This is a genomic window from Arthrobacter sp. NicSoilB8 (assembly GCF_019977355.1).
In the GTDB taxonomy this organism is placed as follows: Bacteria; Actinomycetota; Actinomycetes; order Actinomycetales; family Micrococcaceae; genus Arthrobacter.
This window is the reverse complement of the sequence record NZ_AP024655.1, coordinates 509,509-526,023: the sequence shown is the minus strand read 5'-3', so window position 1 is coordinate 526,023 and position 16,515 is coordinate 509,509. Positions and strand designations below refer to the sequence as shown.

The window sequence follows — 16,515 nt, the reverse complement described above, 5'->3', positions numbered from 1 at the left end:
GTCCTTTTCTGGTCTTTCGGGGGTGTCTTAGTTGCTGGACGCCAGGGGCGCGGCGTCGGCGGGGCTGGTACCGCCGTCGGAGATTCCGACGTCGGTTCCGTTGCCGGCATTGCCGGCGCTGGCGGCGCTGGCGGCGTGGTCGCTGCCGTCACCGTCGGTGCGGCGGGCACGGATTTCGCCGAGGATCCGGGCATGCATGGCATCGGTGAGCGTGTACTTGGCCATCACGATCACGGCCAGGATGGTCATGACGGCCGGCAACGCACCGGCGGCCAGCTGGATGCCGAAGACGGCGTCGGGGGTCTGGACGGCGCCGGACTTGTAGCCGCCCAAGGCCAGGGCGTAGGCGGCGAGCGCGCCGCCGACGGCCTGTCCGGTCTTGCGGGTGAAGGAGAACAACGCGTAGGTGATGCCCTCGGTCCGGACGCCGGTCTTCCATTCGCCGTATTCCACGGTGTCTGCTTCGAGCGCCCACACCACGATGTTGACGGCGAGGACGCCCACGAGGCTGATCAACAGGCCGCTGAAGCCGATCCAGACCTGGCTTGCCGGGGTGAAGAAGACGACGGCGCCGCCAATGACCGTGAGCAGCGAGGAGAAGATGTAGACCCGCTTCTTGCCGATGTTCCGGACCAGCTTGGGCATGAACGCGGCCAGCACGAACGTGAGGACGAGCTGGGTGATGGACAGCACGGGGTACAGATCCAGCCGGCCCAGGACATCGCGGAGGTAGTACAGCTGCACCGAGGTGAGCGCCAGGTATCCGGTCAGGAAGAAGAAGGAGCTTAGGCACAGCATCAGCAGCGGCCGGTTTCCCTTGAGCGTGTCCATGCTCTGCTTGAACGTGACGTTGGGGACAGCCCGGTGGACCCGTTCCTTGGCGGTCAGGAAGGTGAAGAGGTACAGGGCCGCGCCGATGATGACGAAGGCGATGGTGATGGTGGTGAACGTGGCTTGCAGGTTGGCGCCCGGCTTGATCAGCGGGGCCACAAAGATGCCCAGGGCGGAGCCGACCAGCAGCGCGCCGATCATCCGGGCGGAGCCGAGCTTGGCGCGTTCGGCCGGGTCCTGGGTCATGGCGCCGGCGAGGGAGCCGTAGGGGATGTTGACCAGGCTGTAGGCCAGGCCGAGGGCGGCGTACGTGACGTAGGCGTAGAGCAGGGTGCTGGATTCGCCGAGTGCCGGGATGGAGAAGGTGGCCACGCTGAGCAGCAGCAGCGGGATGGATCCGAACATGATGAACGGACGGAACTTGCCGAACCGCTTGCTGTAGGTCCGGTCCACGACGCGGCCGGCGAAGACGTCGGCGAACGCGTCGAAGATCCGCACCACCAGCAGCAGGGTGCCGGCGGCCGCGGCGGAGATCCCGGCAACGTCCGTGTAGTACACCAGCAGGAACATCGTGGCGGTGGTGAATGCGAGGTTGTTTGCGGCATCGCCGGCGCCATAGCCGACGATGCTGAGCTTGGAAAGCTTTGTCATGATTGGGCTCCTTTACCCGTTGCCGGCCTTGGGGCCCGGCGAAAAAATGTGCGGTAAGGCCTACGCCTCGGAAGTGTTGTTCGGGGTTCCGGCCAGCGCCGTCCAGCGTTTGCGCAGGGCGTAGGCTGCGGGCTTGGGGCGACGGTCGCGGGTGAAGACACCCTTCTTGTTGCCGTCCACGCGCATGATGCCGTTGGAGGTCTGGAAGTCCGCGAAGTTCCAGACCTGTTCGCCCACCATGGCGTCCACGCGGTCAAAGACCCGGTGGTACATGGCCAGGAACGCCGCCTGGTATTCCTCGCTCCAGGGCTGTTCATAGATGGAGTGGAAGCCGGGCATGGTGTCCGGCCCGTACTCGGTCATGATCATGGGCTTGCCGTACTTGGCTTCCCACTCGCGCAGTTCCTTCTCGAGGTTCTGCTCGGCCGTTTCAAGATCGCCGTTGTTGACGTACCAGCCGTAGTAGCGGTTGAGCATGATGACGTCGAACAGGTCCCCGAGCAGCTCCTTGTCCGGGGTGTCGAACAGGACGTTGACGTAGCCGACGGGCCGGGTGGGGTCCAGGCTGCGGGTCAGCTCCACGAGGGGTGTGAAGTATTCGCGGGCGCCCTCCTCCGAGCCGTTGGGCTCGTTGGCGATCGACCAGATCACCACGGAGGGGTGGTTCTTGTCGCGGGCGACGAGTTCGGAAATCGCCTGCCGGTGGCTGGCGGCGGTGTTGGCGTCCACCCCGCCTTCCTCGTAGGTCTTCTTCGCGATGCCGCCGAAGACGGCGCCGAAGCCCAGGTGGAGCCCGACGGCGGCGGTCTCGTCGATCACCACGATCCCGTGCCGGTCGGCGAACTCCATGACTTCCTCGGCGTAGGGGTAGTGCGAGGTCCGGAATGAATTCGCGCCCACCCAGTCCAGAAGCTGGAAGTCGTTGACCATCTGGGCGTTGCTGTGGCCCTTGCCGATGGCCACGTGGTCCTCGTGCATGCCGAAACCGGTGAAGTAGAAGGGCTCACCGTTGATGAGGAATTCCTTGCCGCGGACTTCCACGGTGCGCACACCGACCGGCAGGGTGTAGCTGTCCAGCAGCCGTTCGCCGTCACGGATTTCTGCGGTGAGGCTGTACAGGTAGGCGGCGCCGGGCTTCCACAGTACGACGTCGGCGATCGTCAGGGTGCCGCGGGTGCCGTCGGCACGGGCGACCTCTGCACCGTCGGCGTCCCGGAGGGAAACGGTGACCGTTTCCCCGCCGTTTCCGCCGGCGGTGGCGATGGAGTAGTCGACGCTTCCGGTTGATCCGTCGAAGCCGGTGACGACGGTGATGTCATCGACCGTCACGGCGGGGGTGCTGTACAGCCAGACGCTGCGGTGCAGGCCGGCGTAGTTGTAGAAGTCGTGGAGGTAGCTCTGCTGGCGGCGGCCGTCCCCGGTGACGGTGATGGTGCCCGGCGGGATTGTGGCCTGGGTGAGCTCGTTGTTGACGGAGATCGTGAGGCGGAAGACCTGCCCGGGCGTCACGTGCCCGGTGATGTCCGCGCTGAACGGCATGTAGCCGCCGGCGTGCTGGGCCACCAGGGTGTCGTTGACCCACACCATGCCCTCGTGCGTTGCCGAGTCGAGGCGGACGTGGATCCGCTCCCCGGCCCAGCCCCGCGGCACGCGCACGTCCCGCTGGTACCAGACGTAGCCAACGTGGTCCCGGATGGCTTTGTCCGGGAAGACGTCGTTATAGCTGGCCGGGACACCCATTTCCAGGGGCGAGTCCAGGGCCGCCTTGAACCATTCGTCCCGGTGGCCGGAGCGGTCAAAGTCCACCTTGAAGCGGTACAGGCCGTCGAGATTGACGATCTCGCGGGTTTCACTGGCCTGGGGCTTGAGCATTGTGGGAGATCCTTACGCGTCGTTGCGGGGCCGGCCTTCCGGGGCGTCCGGCGGTGCCGGTTGCCACCGGCGTGGCCTCTTCGTCTGAATGTAATCCTAGTCACTTGGCAATTGTTTGGCAAGCGGTTGCCATAAATTTCTGCGAGGCCCGCGTTCAGGTGCGCGCCCAGGCCCCGGGTCAGGCGCGCCGGTCAGACCGCCTGCGACGCACTACTGCCCGGTTCCCCGTGACCGGGAGCCGGGCAGTGTTGCTTGCACGGAAGCCGTTAGCGGGAGACAGCCCGCTCCCCGAACGTTCCGCGCAGGTTTTCGATGAGGTCCAGGACGGCGCCGTCTGCGGCGAGCGCCGGATCCACCAGGGCCAGGAGGGCACGGGTGCGCTCCGTGCCCTCAAGCGCGTTGGCCGCGGCCACCTGCGCGGCGAGCGGGTCATGAAGTTCGGCCGCCGTGGCGCCGAAATCCATCCATGCCGCGATCATGAGGGCAGCCGCGGCGCCGGTGCGTCCGTGGGTGCGCTCGGCCAGGAGCACCGGGACGGCGCGCATGCGCAGCTTGGTGCTTCCGTCCATCGCAATCTGGGCCAGGTGGTGCGCGATCCGGCCGTTGCCGAAGCGCTCCAGCAATGCGGCGCGGTACGCGGGAATCTGCAGGTTCGGGCCGGGCAGGTTGGTTTCCGCCTCGTCCCAGAACAGCTCCACGGCCTGCCGGCAGAGCTCGTCCTGCAGGGCCTCGGCCACGGTGGCGTGGCCGCGGAGCTGCCCGGCGTAGGCCAGGAGCGAGTGTGCGCCGTTCAGAAGCCACAGCTTGCGGTTTTCATACGGCTCAATGTCGTCCACGAACACCGCCCCCGCGTCCTCCCAGCGGGGGCGCCCGGCCGGAAAGCCGCCGCTGAGGACCCAGTTGCAGAACGGTTCGGCCACCACCGGGGACGTGTCCCGGTAGCCGCAGGCGGCCGCGACGGCGGCGAGGTCGGCCGCCGTCGTCCGCGGCGTGATCCGGTCCACCGAGGTGCTGACAAAACTGACGTTGGCCTCAATCCAGGCGGCGAGTCCGGCGTCCCAGGCCGCGGCCAGGCCCGTGACGGCGCGGCGGGCGACGGTGCCGTTGCTGGCGAGGTTGTCGCAGCAGACCACGGCCAGGGGCCCGGTCCCGGCGGCCCGGCGGGCGGCGAGGGCGAAGACCAGCCGGCCCAGCGGCGTCGCGGGGTTGCCGGCGGCCCGGGCCAGCACGTCGAGGTCGGCCGCGACGTCGGGGGCGCGGAGGTCCAGCCGCCCGTCGGTGCCAAGGCGGTAGGCGGCCTCGGTGATGGTCAGGGTGATGATGGCGGTGGCGGGCGCGGATACGAGTTCAGTGAGCCGGGCGACGTCGGCGCCGTCAACGGCTTCAACGATGCTGCTGATGACCTCGAAGGAGTCCCCCGCGTCGCCGCGCTCCACGAGCGTGAACAGGCCGTCCTGCTCCGCGAGGGCCAGTGCCGCGTCCGGGCGCCGGCCGGTAAAGGAGGCGATCCCCCATTCCGCGGCGTCGCCGGCCCGGTGGGTGTACCAGGCCTGGTGCGAGCGGTGGAAGGCGCCCAGGCCCAGGTGGACGATCCGCACCGGGGCCTTGGCCGAGGGGCGAAGGCTGCGGGTCAGCCGCGGCAGTTCTGTCCCCGCGTCGTCGGGTCGGGTGTCGCCGGCGTTCTCTGTCATGGTCATAGCTTGAAAACCCTTCGCGGGGAGCCGTCGACGAGGTCGACGATGATGTCGTGGGCGCGGTCCTCGCTGATCCGGTGTTCCGCCACGAGGCGGGCCAGGAAGGAGGCCTCGATCCGGCGGGAGGCATCGTGCCGGGCGGGGATGGAGCAGAAGGCGCGGGTGTCGTCGATGAACCCCGAGGACCGGGAGAAGCCTGCCGTTTCGGTCACGGCGGACCGGAACCGCAGCATGGCGTCGGGCGCGTCGAGGAACCACCACGGGGCGCCGAGATACACGGACGGGTAGAAGCCGGCCAGCGGCGCCAGCTCGCGAGAGTACACCGTCTCATCCATCGTGAAGAGCACCAGGTGGAAGTCCTTAGCGGTGCCGAAATCCTGCAGCAGGGGCCGGATGGACTCGGTGTAGTCGATCGCGAAGGGAATGTCGTGGCCGGTGTCCGCACCGTACTGGTTGAAGGTGTCCGTGTGGTGGTTGCGGTAGGACCCCGGGTGGATGGTCATGACCAGGCCGTCCTCCACGGACATGCGGGCCATCTGATACATCATGTGGGCTTCGAAGTCTTCGCGCTCGGCGGCGGTGGCTGCGCCGGAGCGGGCCCGGTCGAAGAGACGCTCGGCGTCTGCGGCGTCCAGTTTCAGGGTGCGCGGGGTGCGCACGCCGTGGTCGGCGGACACGGCGCCGTGCTCCACAAAGTAACGACGCCGGTTCTCCAGTGCGGTGAGGTAGCCGGCAAAGCCGCTGCCGCCGTCGCCCGCTGCTGCGATAAGGCGCTCAACGTTGGCGCCCCAGGCGGGGTTGGCCGGGTTCAGGTAGGCATCCGGGCGGAAGGTCGGGAGGACGCGGCCGTGGAAGGTGGCGTCCTCGGCCAGGGCCCTGTGGGCGGCGAGATCGTCCAGGGGATCGTCGGTGGTGGCCAGGACCTCGATATTGAAGTCCTTGAACAGCTGGCGGGGGCGGAAATCGGGTTCCCGGAGCCGGGCGGAGATGGCGTCGTAGGAGGCATCGGCCGTGGCGCCGCTGATCTCCTGGTCCAGGCCAAAGACACTGCGGAACTGGTCGCGGAGCCAATAGCCGGAGGCGGTGCCCTCGAACAATGGCCAGGCCTGGCAGAATTCGCGCCATACGGTCCGGGAGTCCGGTGCCGCGGCGGACGGGTCCGCCTGGGACGGGTCTGCCGGGGCGGGGGCCTGCGGGCGCAGCCGGTCCAGCGGGACGCCGCCGGCGTGGATCAGCCGGGTGACGTAGTGGTCCGGGCTGACCAGCAGCGCTGCCGGATCAGGGAAGGGTGTGTTCTGCTCCAGGACGGCGGCATCAACGTGGCCGTGCGGGGAAATGATCGGAAGGTCCTGGACCCGGCCCAGGAGGTCGCGCGCGATCCCGCGCGTTCCGGGGTCCGCGGGCAGGAGCCGGTCTGGGTGGGCAGCAATCGACTGTGACATAGCTCAATGGTCCTGCCGCGGCAATCATTTTGTCAACCGGTTGCCAAAAATTGCCAAAACAATTAATGGCGTCTTTTCGCTCGCCTGACGGATTTTCGCGCCGATGAGGGACATCCGCTACCGGGATCCCGGCCGCGGATGTCCTGAAGTGCAGCGGAAAGCGGAACCGGCAGCGCTTATTTGGTGGAGATGAGCCGTCCGCTGGACCCCCGCAGTACGAGCTCGGTTTCCACGCTCAGCGTCGCGGCGGTTTCCTGGCCGCCGCCGGCCAGGTGGTCCAGGAGGATTGTTGCCGCGCCGGAACCGCATTCGCCCAGCGGGGAGCGCACGGTGGTCAGGGGCGGGGTGGTGAAATCCGCCCCGAAGATATCGTCAAAGCCCACGATGCTGATCTGGTCCGGGACCACCACGCCGGCGGCCTGGAGTTCCTGCATGAGGCCGATGGCAAGAAGGTCGTTGTAGGTCAGGACCGCGGTCGCTCCGCTGGCCAGGACCGCGCGCGCGGCCTGCCGGCCGCCGTCGACCGTTGGCTTGGCGGATTCGAGCCGCACGGCTTCCAGCTTGGACCATTCGCACGCGGAGCGGACGCCGTCCCAGCGCCGCGCCGACATCCAGGACTGGGACGGCCCCGCAACGTAGGCCACTTTCGTGTGCCCGTTCGCGGCCAGGCTGCGGACGGCTTCGCTGATCCCCTTGTTGACGTCCGGGACGACGCACGGCACGCCGTCGACCTCGCGGTTGATGACCACCACCGGCTTGTCGCGGGCGAGGGCGCGAATGTCGTCGTCGTCCATGCGCGGGCTGGCAAGGATGAGTCCGTCCACGGTGGCCATCATCCGCCGGGCCGTTGTCAGCTCGGTGACGGCGGACTCGGCCGAGTCCGCGAGGACCAGGGTGTAGTCGCGGGCGGTGGCGGTGGCCCCGGCGCCGCGGATGATGTCGAAGAAGGTGGGGTTCGTGATGTCGGCGACGATCAGGCCGAAGGTGCTGGTCCGTCCCGTGGGCAGGGCACGGGCGAACGGGTTCACCTGGTAGTGGAGCTCGGCGGCGGCATCCTCGATGAGTTTCTGCGTCTTGGCGCTGACCCGTCCCGGCTTGCTGAGGGCCCGCGACACCGTGGACGGGTTGACCCCGGCGACCTTGGCGATGTCGTAGATCGTGGCGCTGGATTTCCCGTCCCGGGCGTGCTTCTTGACCGGACCTGTTGGTGCGGCAGCTTCCGGCGTCTTAGGTTCAGTCACCGCCCCATCCTAACGAGGAACCACCCCAAGTAGCTCGCAGCAGGGGCCGTTTTGAGCGCTCAAAACGGCCCCTGCTGCGAGTCAGTTGGGCGGGGATGCGGGGCGGGGGTGCGGGGCGGGGGGTGCGGGCGGGGCGTCAGACGCGCTCGGGGAACTTGCCTTCCTCGGCGATCCGTTTGTTGAGCTCGGTGAGGAACTCGTCCTGGTCGAAGTCCAGGGAGACTTCCTTGCCCGTCCAGCTGGAAAGGTGGATCGCGTTGGCGAGGCGGACGCCGTTGATGCCGTCCGAGCCCGGGGCCAGCAGCGGCGTGCCGTCCAGGACGTTGGCGGCGAAGTTCTCCAGGACGCCGGCGTGCTGGGCACCCCAGGCCGAATCGAACTCGATGACCTCGGTGGTGTAGAACTCCTCCGTGTCCATCTGGCCCATGAAAAGCTTGAGGACATCGCTCATGTCCAGGCTCTCACTCAGTTCGCGCTCGGGCTTGTGCAGGCGGGTCACCGTGGCGGTCTTGGAGTTTTCGACGACGATCTTGCCCTGGTCGCCCAGGATCTCGAAGCGGTCTGTGCCCACGAGGTCGTGCGTGGCGGTGACGAAGACGCCGGTAGCACCGTTGCCGTAGTCCACCACGGCGGTGACTTCGTCCTCCACGACGATGTCGCGGCGGAAGCCGTAGGCAACCTTGGAGTAGACGGACTTGGGCACGCCGCAGATCCACTGCCACAGGTCCAGCTGGTGCGGTGCCTGGTTGACCAGCACGCCGCCGCCCTCGCCGCCCCATGTGGCGCGCCATTCGCTGGAGTTGTAGTAGCCCTGCGGACGCCACCAGTTGGTGATGATCCAGTTGGTGCGGCGGATGGCGCCGATCTCGCCGTTGTCGACGATTTCCTTGAGCTTCTGGTACAGCGGGTTGTTGCGCTGGTTGAACATGATGGCGAAGGACAGCTCGGGCTTGGAGGCTGCGAACTCGTTGAGCTCCTTGACCTGCTTGGTGTAGACGCCGGCCGGCTTCTCCACGAGGGCGTGGATGTTGCGCTTGAGGGTTTCGATACCCATTTCCGGGTGCAGGAAGTGCGGCACACAGGTGACGATCGCGTCGACGTCGCCGCTTTCGAGCATGGCGATGTATTCGTCGTAGAAGGGCGCATCCGGGTACTGGGAAGCGGCAAGTTCCTTCTTGGCGGGATCGGTGTCGCAGATGGCGCCGATCACCATGTTCGGGACTTTTCCTTCGGCGATCAACTTGGCGTACAGACCGCCCTGCTGGCCCAGGCCGATGATGCCGAGGCGTACTTTGGTGCTCATTGTGTGAATCTCCGTATTCTTTGGTGCAGGGTTTGGGAACTTCTAGAAGAGGTCGGCGTGGCCCAGGGCCAGCAGGTTGTCATAGGAGGTTTGCAGGGCTTCCCAGACGGTGCGGCCGTAGAGTTCGTCCTGCTCCACCAGCAGGTACCGGGCGCCGGCTGCCTCTGCGGCAGGAATGATGGAAGCGAAGTCGAGGTTGCCTTCGCCCACTTCGGCGAACTGGACCACGTTCTTGAAATGGTCCATGAAGCCGCGGAAATCGCCCGTCTCGAGGAGCCCGAAGGATTCTTCGGGCAGCTGGCCGATCCGGTAGTCCTTCAGGTGCACCATGGCGGTGCGGCCGGCGTACTTTTCGATGGTGCGGACGGGGTCCTGGCCGCCGCGCTGCACCCAGTGCACGTCCAGCTCCATGCCCATGGCCGGGGAGTTCCCGGCGATGATGTCCAGCATGTATTTGCCGTCGAACTTCGCAAACTCGATGTGGTGGTTGTGGTAGTACAGTCCGATGCCGTGTTCCTGCAGGCGTTCGGCGTACTCGTTGGCCTGCTTGGCGAAGTCGATGACGGCGTCGATCGACTTCATGGCCGCGAACGGCAGCATGCCGATCCGCAGCAGTGTCGAGTCCAGGCTCTGGGCATCGTCAACGATCTTGTCGAAGTTGTCCTGGAGCGAATCGCCCGGGAAGCCCTTCGGTGTTTCCATGGCCACGGACAGCGCGGCGATGTCCATGCCGAGCTCGCTGCGGGAGCGGTTCAGCTCTGCTACGTTTTCCGGCGTCATCGGGATCTGGGAGATCTCGACGGCGTTGTAGCCGATCGCGCTGACCTTGCGGAGCGTCTCAAAGGCCCCGAGTTCGGTGAAGCTGTCTTTGAGCATCATCGCCTGTACGCCGATTTTTGCCATTATTCTTGTCCTCCTGCGTGGTGGTGGTGGTCTTGTGGGCGCGCTGCCTAGGCGAGGGCGCCGGCTTGTTCGTGCTGCATCCGCTGCGCTTCGAGCAGGCGGTGCCGGTCCGCGCGGCGCTGTTCCTGGCGGTCCGGATCGGGGACCGGGGAGGCGAGCAGCAGCCGCTGGGTGTAGGGGTGGTCGGGGTCGGTGGTGACGACGCCGGCCGGTCCTTGTTCGACAATCTCGCCGTGGTACATCACGGCGACGCGGTGGCTGATGTGCCGGACGACGTCAAGGTCGTGCGAGACGAAGAGGTAGGACACTCCGGTGTCCTTCTGGATCTGCAGGAACAGGTCCAGCACCCTGGCCTGGGTGGAGAGGTCCAGCGCGCTGACGGGCTCGTCGCAGACGATCAGTTTCGGCGAAAGTGCCAGGGCGCGGGCGATCGCCACACGCTGGCGCTGCCCGCCGCTGAATTCGCGCGGCAGCCGGTTGATGGCGTCGGTGGGAAGGCCCACCTGGTCCAGCAGTTCCCTGACGCGCTTCTTGGCCGCCGCGGGTTCCATGCCCTGCACGCCCAGCGGTTCGGCGAGGATGTCGCCGATCTCCAGGGCTGGGTTAAGCGAGGTGTACGGGTCCTGGAAGACCACCTGCAGATCCCTGCTCAGGACCCGCCGGTCTCTGCGGGTGGCGTGGCTGATGTCCTTGCCGTCGAAGCTGATTGTCCCGGCGGTCACCGGGGCCAGCCCCAGGATGGCGCGGCCCAGGGTGGTCTTGCCGGAGCCGGACTCCCCCACCAGGCCGAGCGTTTCGCCGCGGCCGATGCTGATGCTGATGTCCGTCAGGGCGCGGAAGGGCTGGGCCCGGAACTTCTTGCTGGGGTACTCCACCACCAGCCGGTCCACGGTGAGCAGCGGCGCGCTTTCGGTGGTGCTCATGCGACGGGCTCCTTCTGCAGGGTGGAAACGAGCATGGACATGGGTTCCTTGCCTTCAAGCATCGACGCCAGAAGCGTCTGTGTGTAGGGTTCCTGCGGATTGCGGAGGATCTCGCGGACGGGCCCTTCCTCCACGAGCCGGCCGTTTTGCATCACGGCCACGCGGTCGCAAAGGTCCGCGACTACGCCGAAGTTGTGGGTCACCAGGATGACGCCGATGTTCAGGCGCTGTTGGAGCTCGCGCAGCAGGTCCAGCACCTCCGCCTGCACCGTGACGTCCAGGGCGGTGGTGGGCTCGTCGGCGATCACCAGGTCCGGTTCGCAGCTGATGGCGCCGGCGATCAGCACCCGCTGGGCCATGCCTCCCGAGACTTCGTGCGGGTAGGCGTCGAAGGTCCGTTCCGGGTTGACGATGCCGACGTCCGTGAGCAGCTTCAGGGCGCGCCGCCTGGCCTCGGCCTTGGTGATCCCAAGGACGCGCACCATGGGCGTCACCAGCTGGTAGCCGATGGTGAAGGCAGGATCCAGGTTGCTCATGGGCTCCTGCGGAATATAGGAAATCCGCTTGCCGCGCAGTTTGGACAGCCGTTCCTGGCTGACGCGGTCCTCGCCCGGGGCCACTGTGTAGCCGCCGTCGAACTGGATGGAGCCGGCCACAATGCGGGCGTTGTCCGGCAGCAGGCCCAGGATGGAGAACGCGGTCTGGGACTTGCCCGAGCCGGATTCGCCCACAATGCCCAGGATCTCGCCGCGGTCCACGTGGAAGGAGACGTCGTCAACGACCTTCTTGATGGAACCGTCCGCCTGGGGATAGCCGACGCCGAGATTGGTCACCTTGACCAGGTGGTGCTCGGTTCCGCGAACGACGGCGGCCACCGGCTTCCGCGACGGGCGCGCGGCGGCGGACGCCGCCGTCGTTCCGGCCGTCTGGGCCGTTTTCTTGCGGCGGTGCTTGATCTTTTCGCCGTCCTCAAGGGCGTCGCGGATGGCGTTGCCAAGCAGGACCAGGCCGCCGATGGTCAGTGCCATGGCCAGTGCCGGCCAGAACAGCAGGGTCGGATTCAGGTAGACATTCTTGAAGCCCTCGGAGAGCATGACGCCCCAGGTGGCCTTGGTGGGATCGCCCAGGCCGAGGAACTCCAGGCCGGACTGGATGGCGATGGCCACCCCGGCAATCGCGGCGGTCTGGATGATGATGGGCGCCCGGACCACAGAGAAGATGTGGCGCGCGATGATGTTCAGGTCCGAGAGCCCGGAAACCCGGGCGGCGTCGACATACAGCTCGTTGCGCACCGACTGGACGGCCGTGCGGGTCAGCCGGAAATAGGACGGGCTGATGAGGATGCCGAAGGCAATCATGGAGATCCATACCGAGGGGCCGAAGGCCGCCCGGATGGTCAGCAGCACGATCAGCCCGGGAAGGCTCATGAGGACGCTCACCACCCAGTTGGAGACGGCCTCGAACCTGCCCGCGTAGTAGCCGGCGATCAGGCCGGCCGGCAGGCCGATGGCGATGGCCACGCCGGCGCAGAGCAGGGCGGACAGCAGCGTCAGCTGCGCGCCGAACAGCAACCGGCTCCAGACGTCACGGCCCGCGCTGTCCGTTCCCAGGATGTTCACGGAGTCCGGGGCAGCAAGGGTCTTGGCGATGTTGGAATAGTTCTCCTGGAAGGGCGCCAGGACCGGAGCCAGGATCGCCAGGAGCGAGATCCCCAGCAGCAGGGCCATGGCAACGAGGCCCAGGGGGTTCCTGAACAGTCGCCGGAGGACGGTGGAGCGAACCACGGTTCCGCTCTGCCCTGTGGGTGCGGGGGCGGCGGGGGCCGCGGTTTCTACAGAATCGCTCATGACACACGTACTTTCGGGTTGAGCCAGCCATTGAGAATGTCCACCAGCAGATTCACCACGATCACGACGACCACCGTGTACATCACGACGCCCATCACCACCGGAAGATCCGACTGGCCGGTGGCAGCGACCGCCAGCGGCCCCATGCCGGGGAGGGCAAAGATCTGCTCGATGATCACCACGCCGCCAAGCATGCCGATCAGCTGCAGGCTCAGCACGGTCAGGCCGGCCGGAGCCGCGCTGCGCAGCACGTGCTTGAACAGAATCTCGCGCTCTCCGATGCCGCGGCTGCGCAGGGTGCGGACATAGTCCCGTTCGAGTTGTTTGATGACGGCGCTGCGGATCTGCTGCGCGCCTCCGGTGACGCCGTTGATCAGCAAGGCGATCACCGGAAGCGACATGGAATAGACCCACGCGTCGGCCCCGGAATCCGGGGAAATAGTGCTGGTCGCCGGGAAGAGGCCCAGCTGGATGGCCAGGACGGTGACCAGGATGACGCCGATCACGAACCCCGGAATGGAGTCGCCGATGATGGCGCCAACCTGGACCACCCTGTCCACCCAGCCGCGCTTGACCGCAGCAAGGACACCAATGAGTGCGGCACAAATTGCGATCAGGATGATTGCGGCGAAAACCATGGTCATGGTCACCGGGATCCGGGTGGCCAGCGAGTTGGCTACCGGTTCGGAGGTGAACCACGAAGCACCAAGGTTGCCGCTCAAGGCATCGGCCACCCACGCGAAGTAGCGGGCCGCCAGAGGCTGGTCCAGCCCCAGCTCGTGTTCTTTCAGCGCCACCTGCTCGGCGGTGGCCTGGTCACCCAGGATGTTCCGGGCGATGCTCCCGCTGGAGATATAAAGCAGGAAGAAGGTGAGCGCCGAGACCACAAACAGCACCACCAGACCGCTGCCCAGCCTTTTTGCAATGAACCTGATCATGGTGTCCTACTTGGCCGGTGAGTAGTTGTAGATGGACGGGACGGCCTGCTGGATCTGCGGCGTCACGTTCACCTTGGCATTGTGGTAGTACATCTGGTTCACGCGGAACAGCGGAGCGAACCACGCCTGCTCCACCACGTACTTGTTGACCTCCTGGGCCAGCTTGCCGGCATCGGCGCCGCCGGCGCGGACGGCCTCAATCTTGGCATCCAGCTCCGGGGTCGCGTTTTTGAACGGGTTGTAGAGCGCCTTGGTGGAGACGATCTGGTTGATGGCAACCGTCGGCTCACCCTGGAAGAGGGAGAAGTACATGGTGGTGTACTTCTGTGCGGCGACATCGGAGGTGAAGGTGTTGGTCAGCGCGGCGCCGACCTTCAGGGTGATGCCCACATCCGCCAGCTGCTGCTGGACCACGGATATCTGGGTTTCGAAACCGGGGACACTCGGGATTTCCAGGGTGACGCCGTTTTCGAAGCCGGCCTCCTTGAGGAGCTGCTTCGCCTTGGCCGGATCGTAGCTGTAGTAGTTCTCCAGCCCTTCGGTCCAGGCCCCGCTGGCCTTGCCGAACGGCTGGGACGTCGGGGTGCCCTGGCCCAGCATGACCTGGTCCAGGATGGTCTTGCGGTCAAAGGCGTAGTTGATGGCCTGGCGCACCTTGACGTTCTGCAGGGCCGGGTTCTTGGCACCGTCGCGGTCCAGGAGGAGCAGTCCCTGCCAGTCGACCTCGTTGGCGGCCAGCTGCATCTTGGCGCCCTCGGCCTGCTTGCCGTTTTTGGGGTCCAGGATGGTGGCGTCGACCTGGCCGGAGACCAGGGCGTTGGTGCGGGCGGTGAGATCGGTCAGGATCTTGAAGGTGAGCTTGGAGTACTTCTGCAGATCCTTGTTCCAGTAATCCTTGCGGGCGGTAAAGACCGTCTGGGAATCCTTGACGGACGCCGCCTTGTCCATCACGTACGGGCCGGAGCCGACCGGTTCGGTCTTGATGCCGTCCGTGCCGAGCGCCTTGGGGCTGCCCATCAGGCCGGCGGCCTGGCTGAGGAAGTATTCCAGGGCCGGATCCGGGACAGTGAGATTGATATCAATGGTGTCGGCGTCCACCACGGTCACATCCTGAACCGAGGCAAGCTGGGCCATCTGCGGGCCGTTGGCCTTCTTGAAGTGGTCGATATTGGCTTTGGCGGCCTCGGCGTCGAACTTGGCGCCGTCACTGAACGTGACGTCCGTGCGCAGGTCCACCGTCAGCTTGGTGTTTGCTGCGTTGTACTTCCAGTCCGTCGCCAGCATGGGGCTGAGTTTTCCATCCGGCTGGCGCAGGATCAGGGTGTCGTAGACCGCCTGGTACGGCTGGAGAAGGTGACCCACGTGGGCCTGGGCCGGGTCCCAGGACCGGACGTCCTGGATGGTGCCCAGCGTCAGGGCCGTGGCCGCGGTGCCTGCGGCCGAGCCGCCGGCTGCAGCGCCGCCGCCGCAGCCGGTTAGCGCGAGGGACGCGCTGAGGATGAGGGCAGCAGCTGCTGCCTTGGGACCTAACTTCATTGTTGGCTCCTATCGCTTGACGAGGTCCGTTGCAACGGACGCTTGCGGCGGCCATGTGGCGTGGACCACAGTGCCGCTTGTGGGTTCAGCGTACGTTGGGTTGCCATATCTGGCAACCGATTGTCATAAAGTTTTGCATTGTTGCCTGAGGGGTTCCGCCGGGTGCGTACGGCGGCGCGCTGGCGCCGGGCCGGGCATGGCCACCGGGTGCGTACGACGGCGCACTGGCGCCTGGCTGCGCATGGCCGCGGGGGGCGTACCGGGGCGGTTGTGACGTGCGGCGCAGGCCGCCGAGGCACGGCCGGCTAGGACACCTTTTCCTCAGAGCCGGGGAAGGACTGCCTGTACAGCTCCTTCACGATCCGCAGCGATTTGAGCCCTTCGGCGGCGTCGATCCAGAACGGCCCCGGCTGAGCCAGGCCGGCATAGAAATCGGCGATCAGCAGGGCGTGCGAAACACCCCAGTAGGAGCGCCCGCCCGAGCCGGCGGCGCGCTCACGCACCACGTCGCTACGCCCGTCGTCGTAAGTGACCACAAGGTCTCCCCGCAGGCTCAGCGTTGCATTCTCGGTGCTGATGTCCAGGGTGACCGGAGCGTTGACCGCGTTGGCCAGCGTGGCGTAGAAGACGCTGCGCGCGCCGTTGCTGTGGAGCGCGGCAAACTCGGCCGTGTCTTCGACTTCAATGGCATCTCCCAGCGCATGGGTCGAGGTGCTGCCCGAAAGCCGCACGACGTCCCCCACCAGCCATTGCAGCAGGTCAACGGTGTGGATGGCCTGGTTCATCATCAGGCCGCCACCGCCGCCGCCCCAGCTTCCGCGCCAGGGCCGGTCGAGGTAGTAGTCGGCATTGCGGTGCCACATGACTGTGGCCGATGCCCCCAGCACCTTGCCCAGCTCGCCGGAGTCCAGCAGCCGGCGCATCTCCTGCACCGGGGCGTTGTAGCGGTTTTGGAAGCAGAGCCCGATCCGCGCCGTGCTTTCGTGGGCAGCGGCCAGCAGCCGCTCCCCCTCGGCGAGCGTGTGCGCCAGAGGCTTCTCCAGCACCACATTGACGCCACGGTGCAGGCAGTCGATGGCGATCGCCGCGTGCTCATGGTGCGGGGTGGTGATGTGCACGACGTCCGGGGCGGCCGCCTCCAGCATGTCGCGGTAGTCCTCGAAGCCGGGGACACCGTGGGCCGCCTGCGCCGCGGCGCGGCGCCCTGGATCCGTGTCGCAGACCGCCACCAGTTCGGCGTCGTCCATTCCTGCAAGTGCTTCAAAATGGACGATCGACACGTCGCCGCAGCCGATGATTGCCGCCTTTGGCATCCGGAGCTCCCTGATTGTCTA

Annotated in this window: 12 protein-coding genes; all 12 read right to left on the bottom strand. The window is 66.6% G+C overall.

The window, feature by feature from the left end; all coding sequences use genetic code 11:
• Window positions 1–27: 27 nt before the first annotated feature.
• Window positions 28–1,482: a glucuronide transporter gene (gene uidB, locus LDO15_RS02430; protein WP_223983659.1), complete on the bottom strand. Its 1,455-nt coding sequence runs from the start codon at window positions 1,480–1,482 to the stop codon at window positions 28–30.
• A gap of 60 nt (window positions 1,483–1,542) precedes the next feature.
• Window positions 1,543–3,354 carry a beta-glucuronidase gene (gene uidA / locus LDO15_RS02425; protein ID WP_223983658.1) on the bottom strand — a complete coding sequence of 604 codons (1,812 nt, stop codon included), beginning with the start codon at window positions 3,352–3,354 and terminating at the stop codon, window positions 1,543–1,545.
• Between the two features lie 266 nt (window positions 3,355–3,620).
• The gene (locus LDO15_RS02420; RefSeq protein WP_223983657.1) at window positions 3,621–5,051 is read right to left on the bottom strand and encodes a mannitol dehydrogenase family protein; all 1,431 of its coding nucleotides are present in this window, start codon (window positions 5,049–5,051) and stop codon (window positions 3,621–3,623) included.
• Complete coding sequence (gene uxaC, locus LDO15_RS02415) at window positions 5,048–6,490, bottom strand: glucuronate isomerase (protein WP_223983656.1); 1,443 nt, start codon at window positions 6,488–6,490, stop codon at window positions 5,048–5,050. Before uxaC ends, LDO15_RS02420 begins: the two co-directional genes overlap by 4 nt.
• Before the next feature lie 176 nt (window positions 6,491–6,666).
• Window positions 6,667–7,731: a LacI family DNA-binding transcriptional regulator gene (locus LDO15_RS02410; RefSeq protein ID WP_223983655.1), complete on the bottom strand. Its 1,065-nt coding sequence runs from the start codon at window positions 7,729–7,731 to the stop codon at window positions 6,667–6,669.
• 136 nt (window positions 7,732–7,867) lie between these two features.
• A complete protein-coding gene (locus tag LDO15_RS02405; protein ID WP_223983654.1) occupies window positions 7,868–9,034 on the bottom strand; it encodes a Gfo/Idh/MocA family oxidoreductase in 1,167 nt (388 codons plus the stop codon).
• A gap of 42 nt (window positions 9,035–9,076) precedes the next feature.
• Window positions 9,077–9,937, bottom strand: a complete 861-nt coding sequence (locus LDO15_RS02400) for a sugar phosphate isomerase/epimerase (protein ID WP_223983653.1) — start codon at window positions 9,935–9,937, stop codon at window positions 9,077–9,079.
• Window positions 9,938–9,984: 47 nt separating this feature from the next.
• Window positions 9,985–10,860, bottom strand: coding sequence for an ATP-binding cassette domain-containing protein (locus LDO15_RS02395; protein ID WP_223983652.1), 876 nt, complete (start codon window positions 10,858–10,860; stop codon window positions 9,985–9,987).
• Entirely contained in the window at window positions 10,857–12,707 is a 1,851-nt protein-coding gene (locus LDO15_RS02390; protein ID WP_223983651.1) for a dipeptide/oligopeptide/nickel ABC transporter permease/ATP-binding protein, read from the bottom strand. The genes LDO15_RS02395 and LDO15_RS02390 overlap by 4 nt, the downstream gene beginning before the upstream one ends.
• Window positions 12,704–13,645 (bottom strand): ABC transporter permease, encoded by a 942-nt coding sequence (locus tag LDO15_RS02385; protein ID WP_223983650.1) that lies wholly within the window; start codon window positions 13,643–13,645, stop codon window positions 12,704–12,706. The genes LDO15_RS02390 and LDO15_RS02385 overlap by 4 nt, the downstream gene beginning before the upstream one ends.
• A 6-nt stretch (window positions 13,646–13,651) precedes the next feature.
• Window positions 13,652–15,181, bottom strand: a complete 1,530-nt coding sequence (locus LDO15_RS02380) for an ABC transporter substrate-binding protein (RefSeq protein WP_223983649.1) — start codon at window positions 15,179–15,181, stop codon at window positions 13,652–13,654.
• Window positions 15,182–15,486: 305 nt separating this feature from the next.
• On the bottom strand, window positions 15,487–16,494 hold the full coding sequence (locus LDO15_RS02375; protein WP_223983646.1) for a Gfo/Idh/MocA family oxidoreductase: 1,008 nt from the start codon (window positions 16,492–16,494) through the stop codon (window positions 15,487–15,489).
• Between the last annotated feature and the right edge of the window lie 21 nt (window positions 16,495–16,515).

Coding starts and splice junctions, on each gene's coding strand:
- uidA (WP_223983658.1), bottom strand. CDS start 3,354: ATGCTCAAGCCCCAGGCCAGTGAAACCCGCGAGATCGTCAATCTCGAC.
- LDO15_RS02400 (WP_223983653.1), bottom strand. CDS start 9,937: ATGGCAAAAATCGGCGTACAGGCGATGATGCTCAAAGACAGCTTCACC.
- LDO15_RS02380 (WP_223983649.1), bottom strand. CDS start 15,181: ATGAAGTTAGGTCCCAAGGCAGCAGCTGCTGCCCTCATCCTCAGCGCG.
- uidB (WP_223983659.1), bottom strand. CDS start 1,482: ATGACAAAGCTTTCCAAGCTCAGCATCGTCGGCTATGGCGCCGGCGAT.
- LDO15_RS02405 (WP_223983654.1), bottom strand. CDS start 9,034: ATGAGCACCAAAGTACGCCTCGGCATCATCGGCCTGGGCCAGCAGGGC.
- LDO15_RS02390 (WP_223983651.1), bottom strand. CDS start 12,707: ATGAGCGATTCTGTAGAAACCGCGGCCCCCGCCGCCCCCGCACCCACA.
- uxaC (WP_223983656.1), bottom strand. CDS start 6,490: ATGTCACAGTCGATTGCTGCCCACCCAGACCGGCTCCTGCCCGCGGAC.
- LDO15_RS02385 (WP_223983650.1), bottom strand. CDS start 13,645: ATGATCAGGTTCATTGCAAAAAGGCTGGGCAGCGGTCTGGTGGTGCTG.
- LDO15_RS02395 (WP_223983652.1), bottom strand. CDS start 10,860: ATGAGCACCACCGAAAGCGCGCCGCTGCTCACCGTGGACCGGCTGGTG.
- LDO15_RS02375 (WP_223983646.1), bottom strand. CDS start 16,494: ATGCCAAAGGCGGCAATCATCGGCTGCGGCGACGTGTCGATCGTCCAT.
- LDO15_RS02420 (WP_223983657.1), bottom strand. CDS start 5,051: ATGACCATGACAGAGAACGCCGGCGACACCCGACCCGACGACGCGGGG.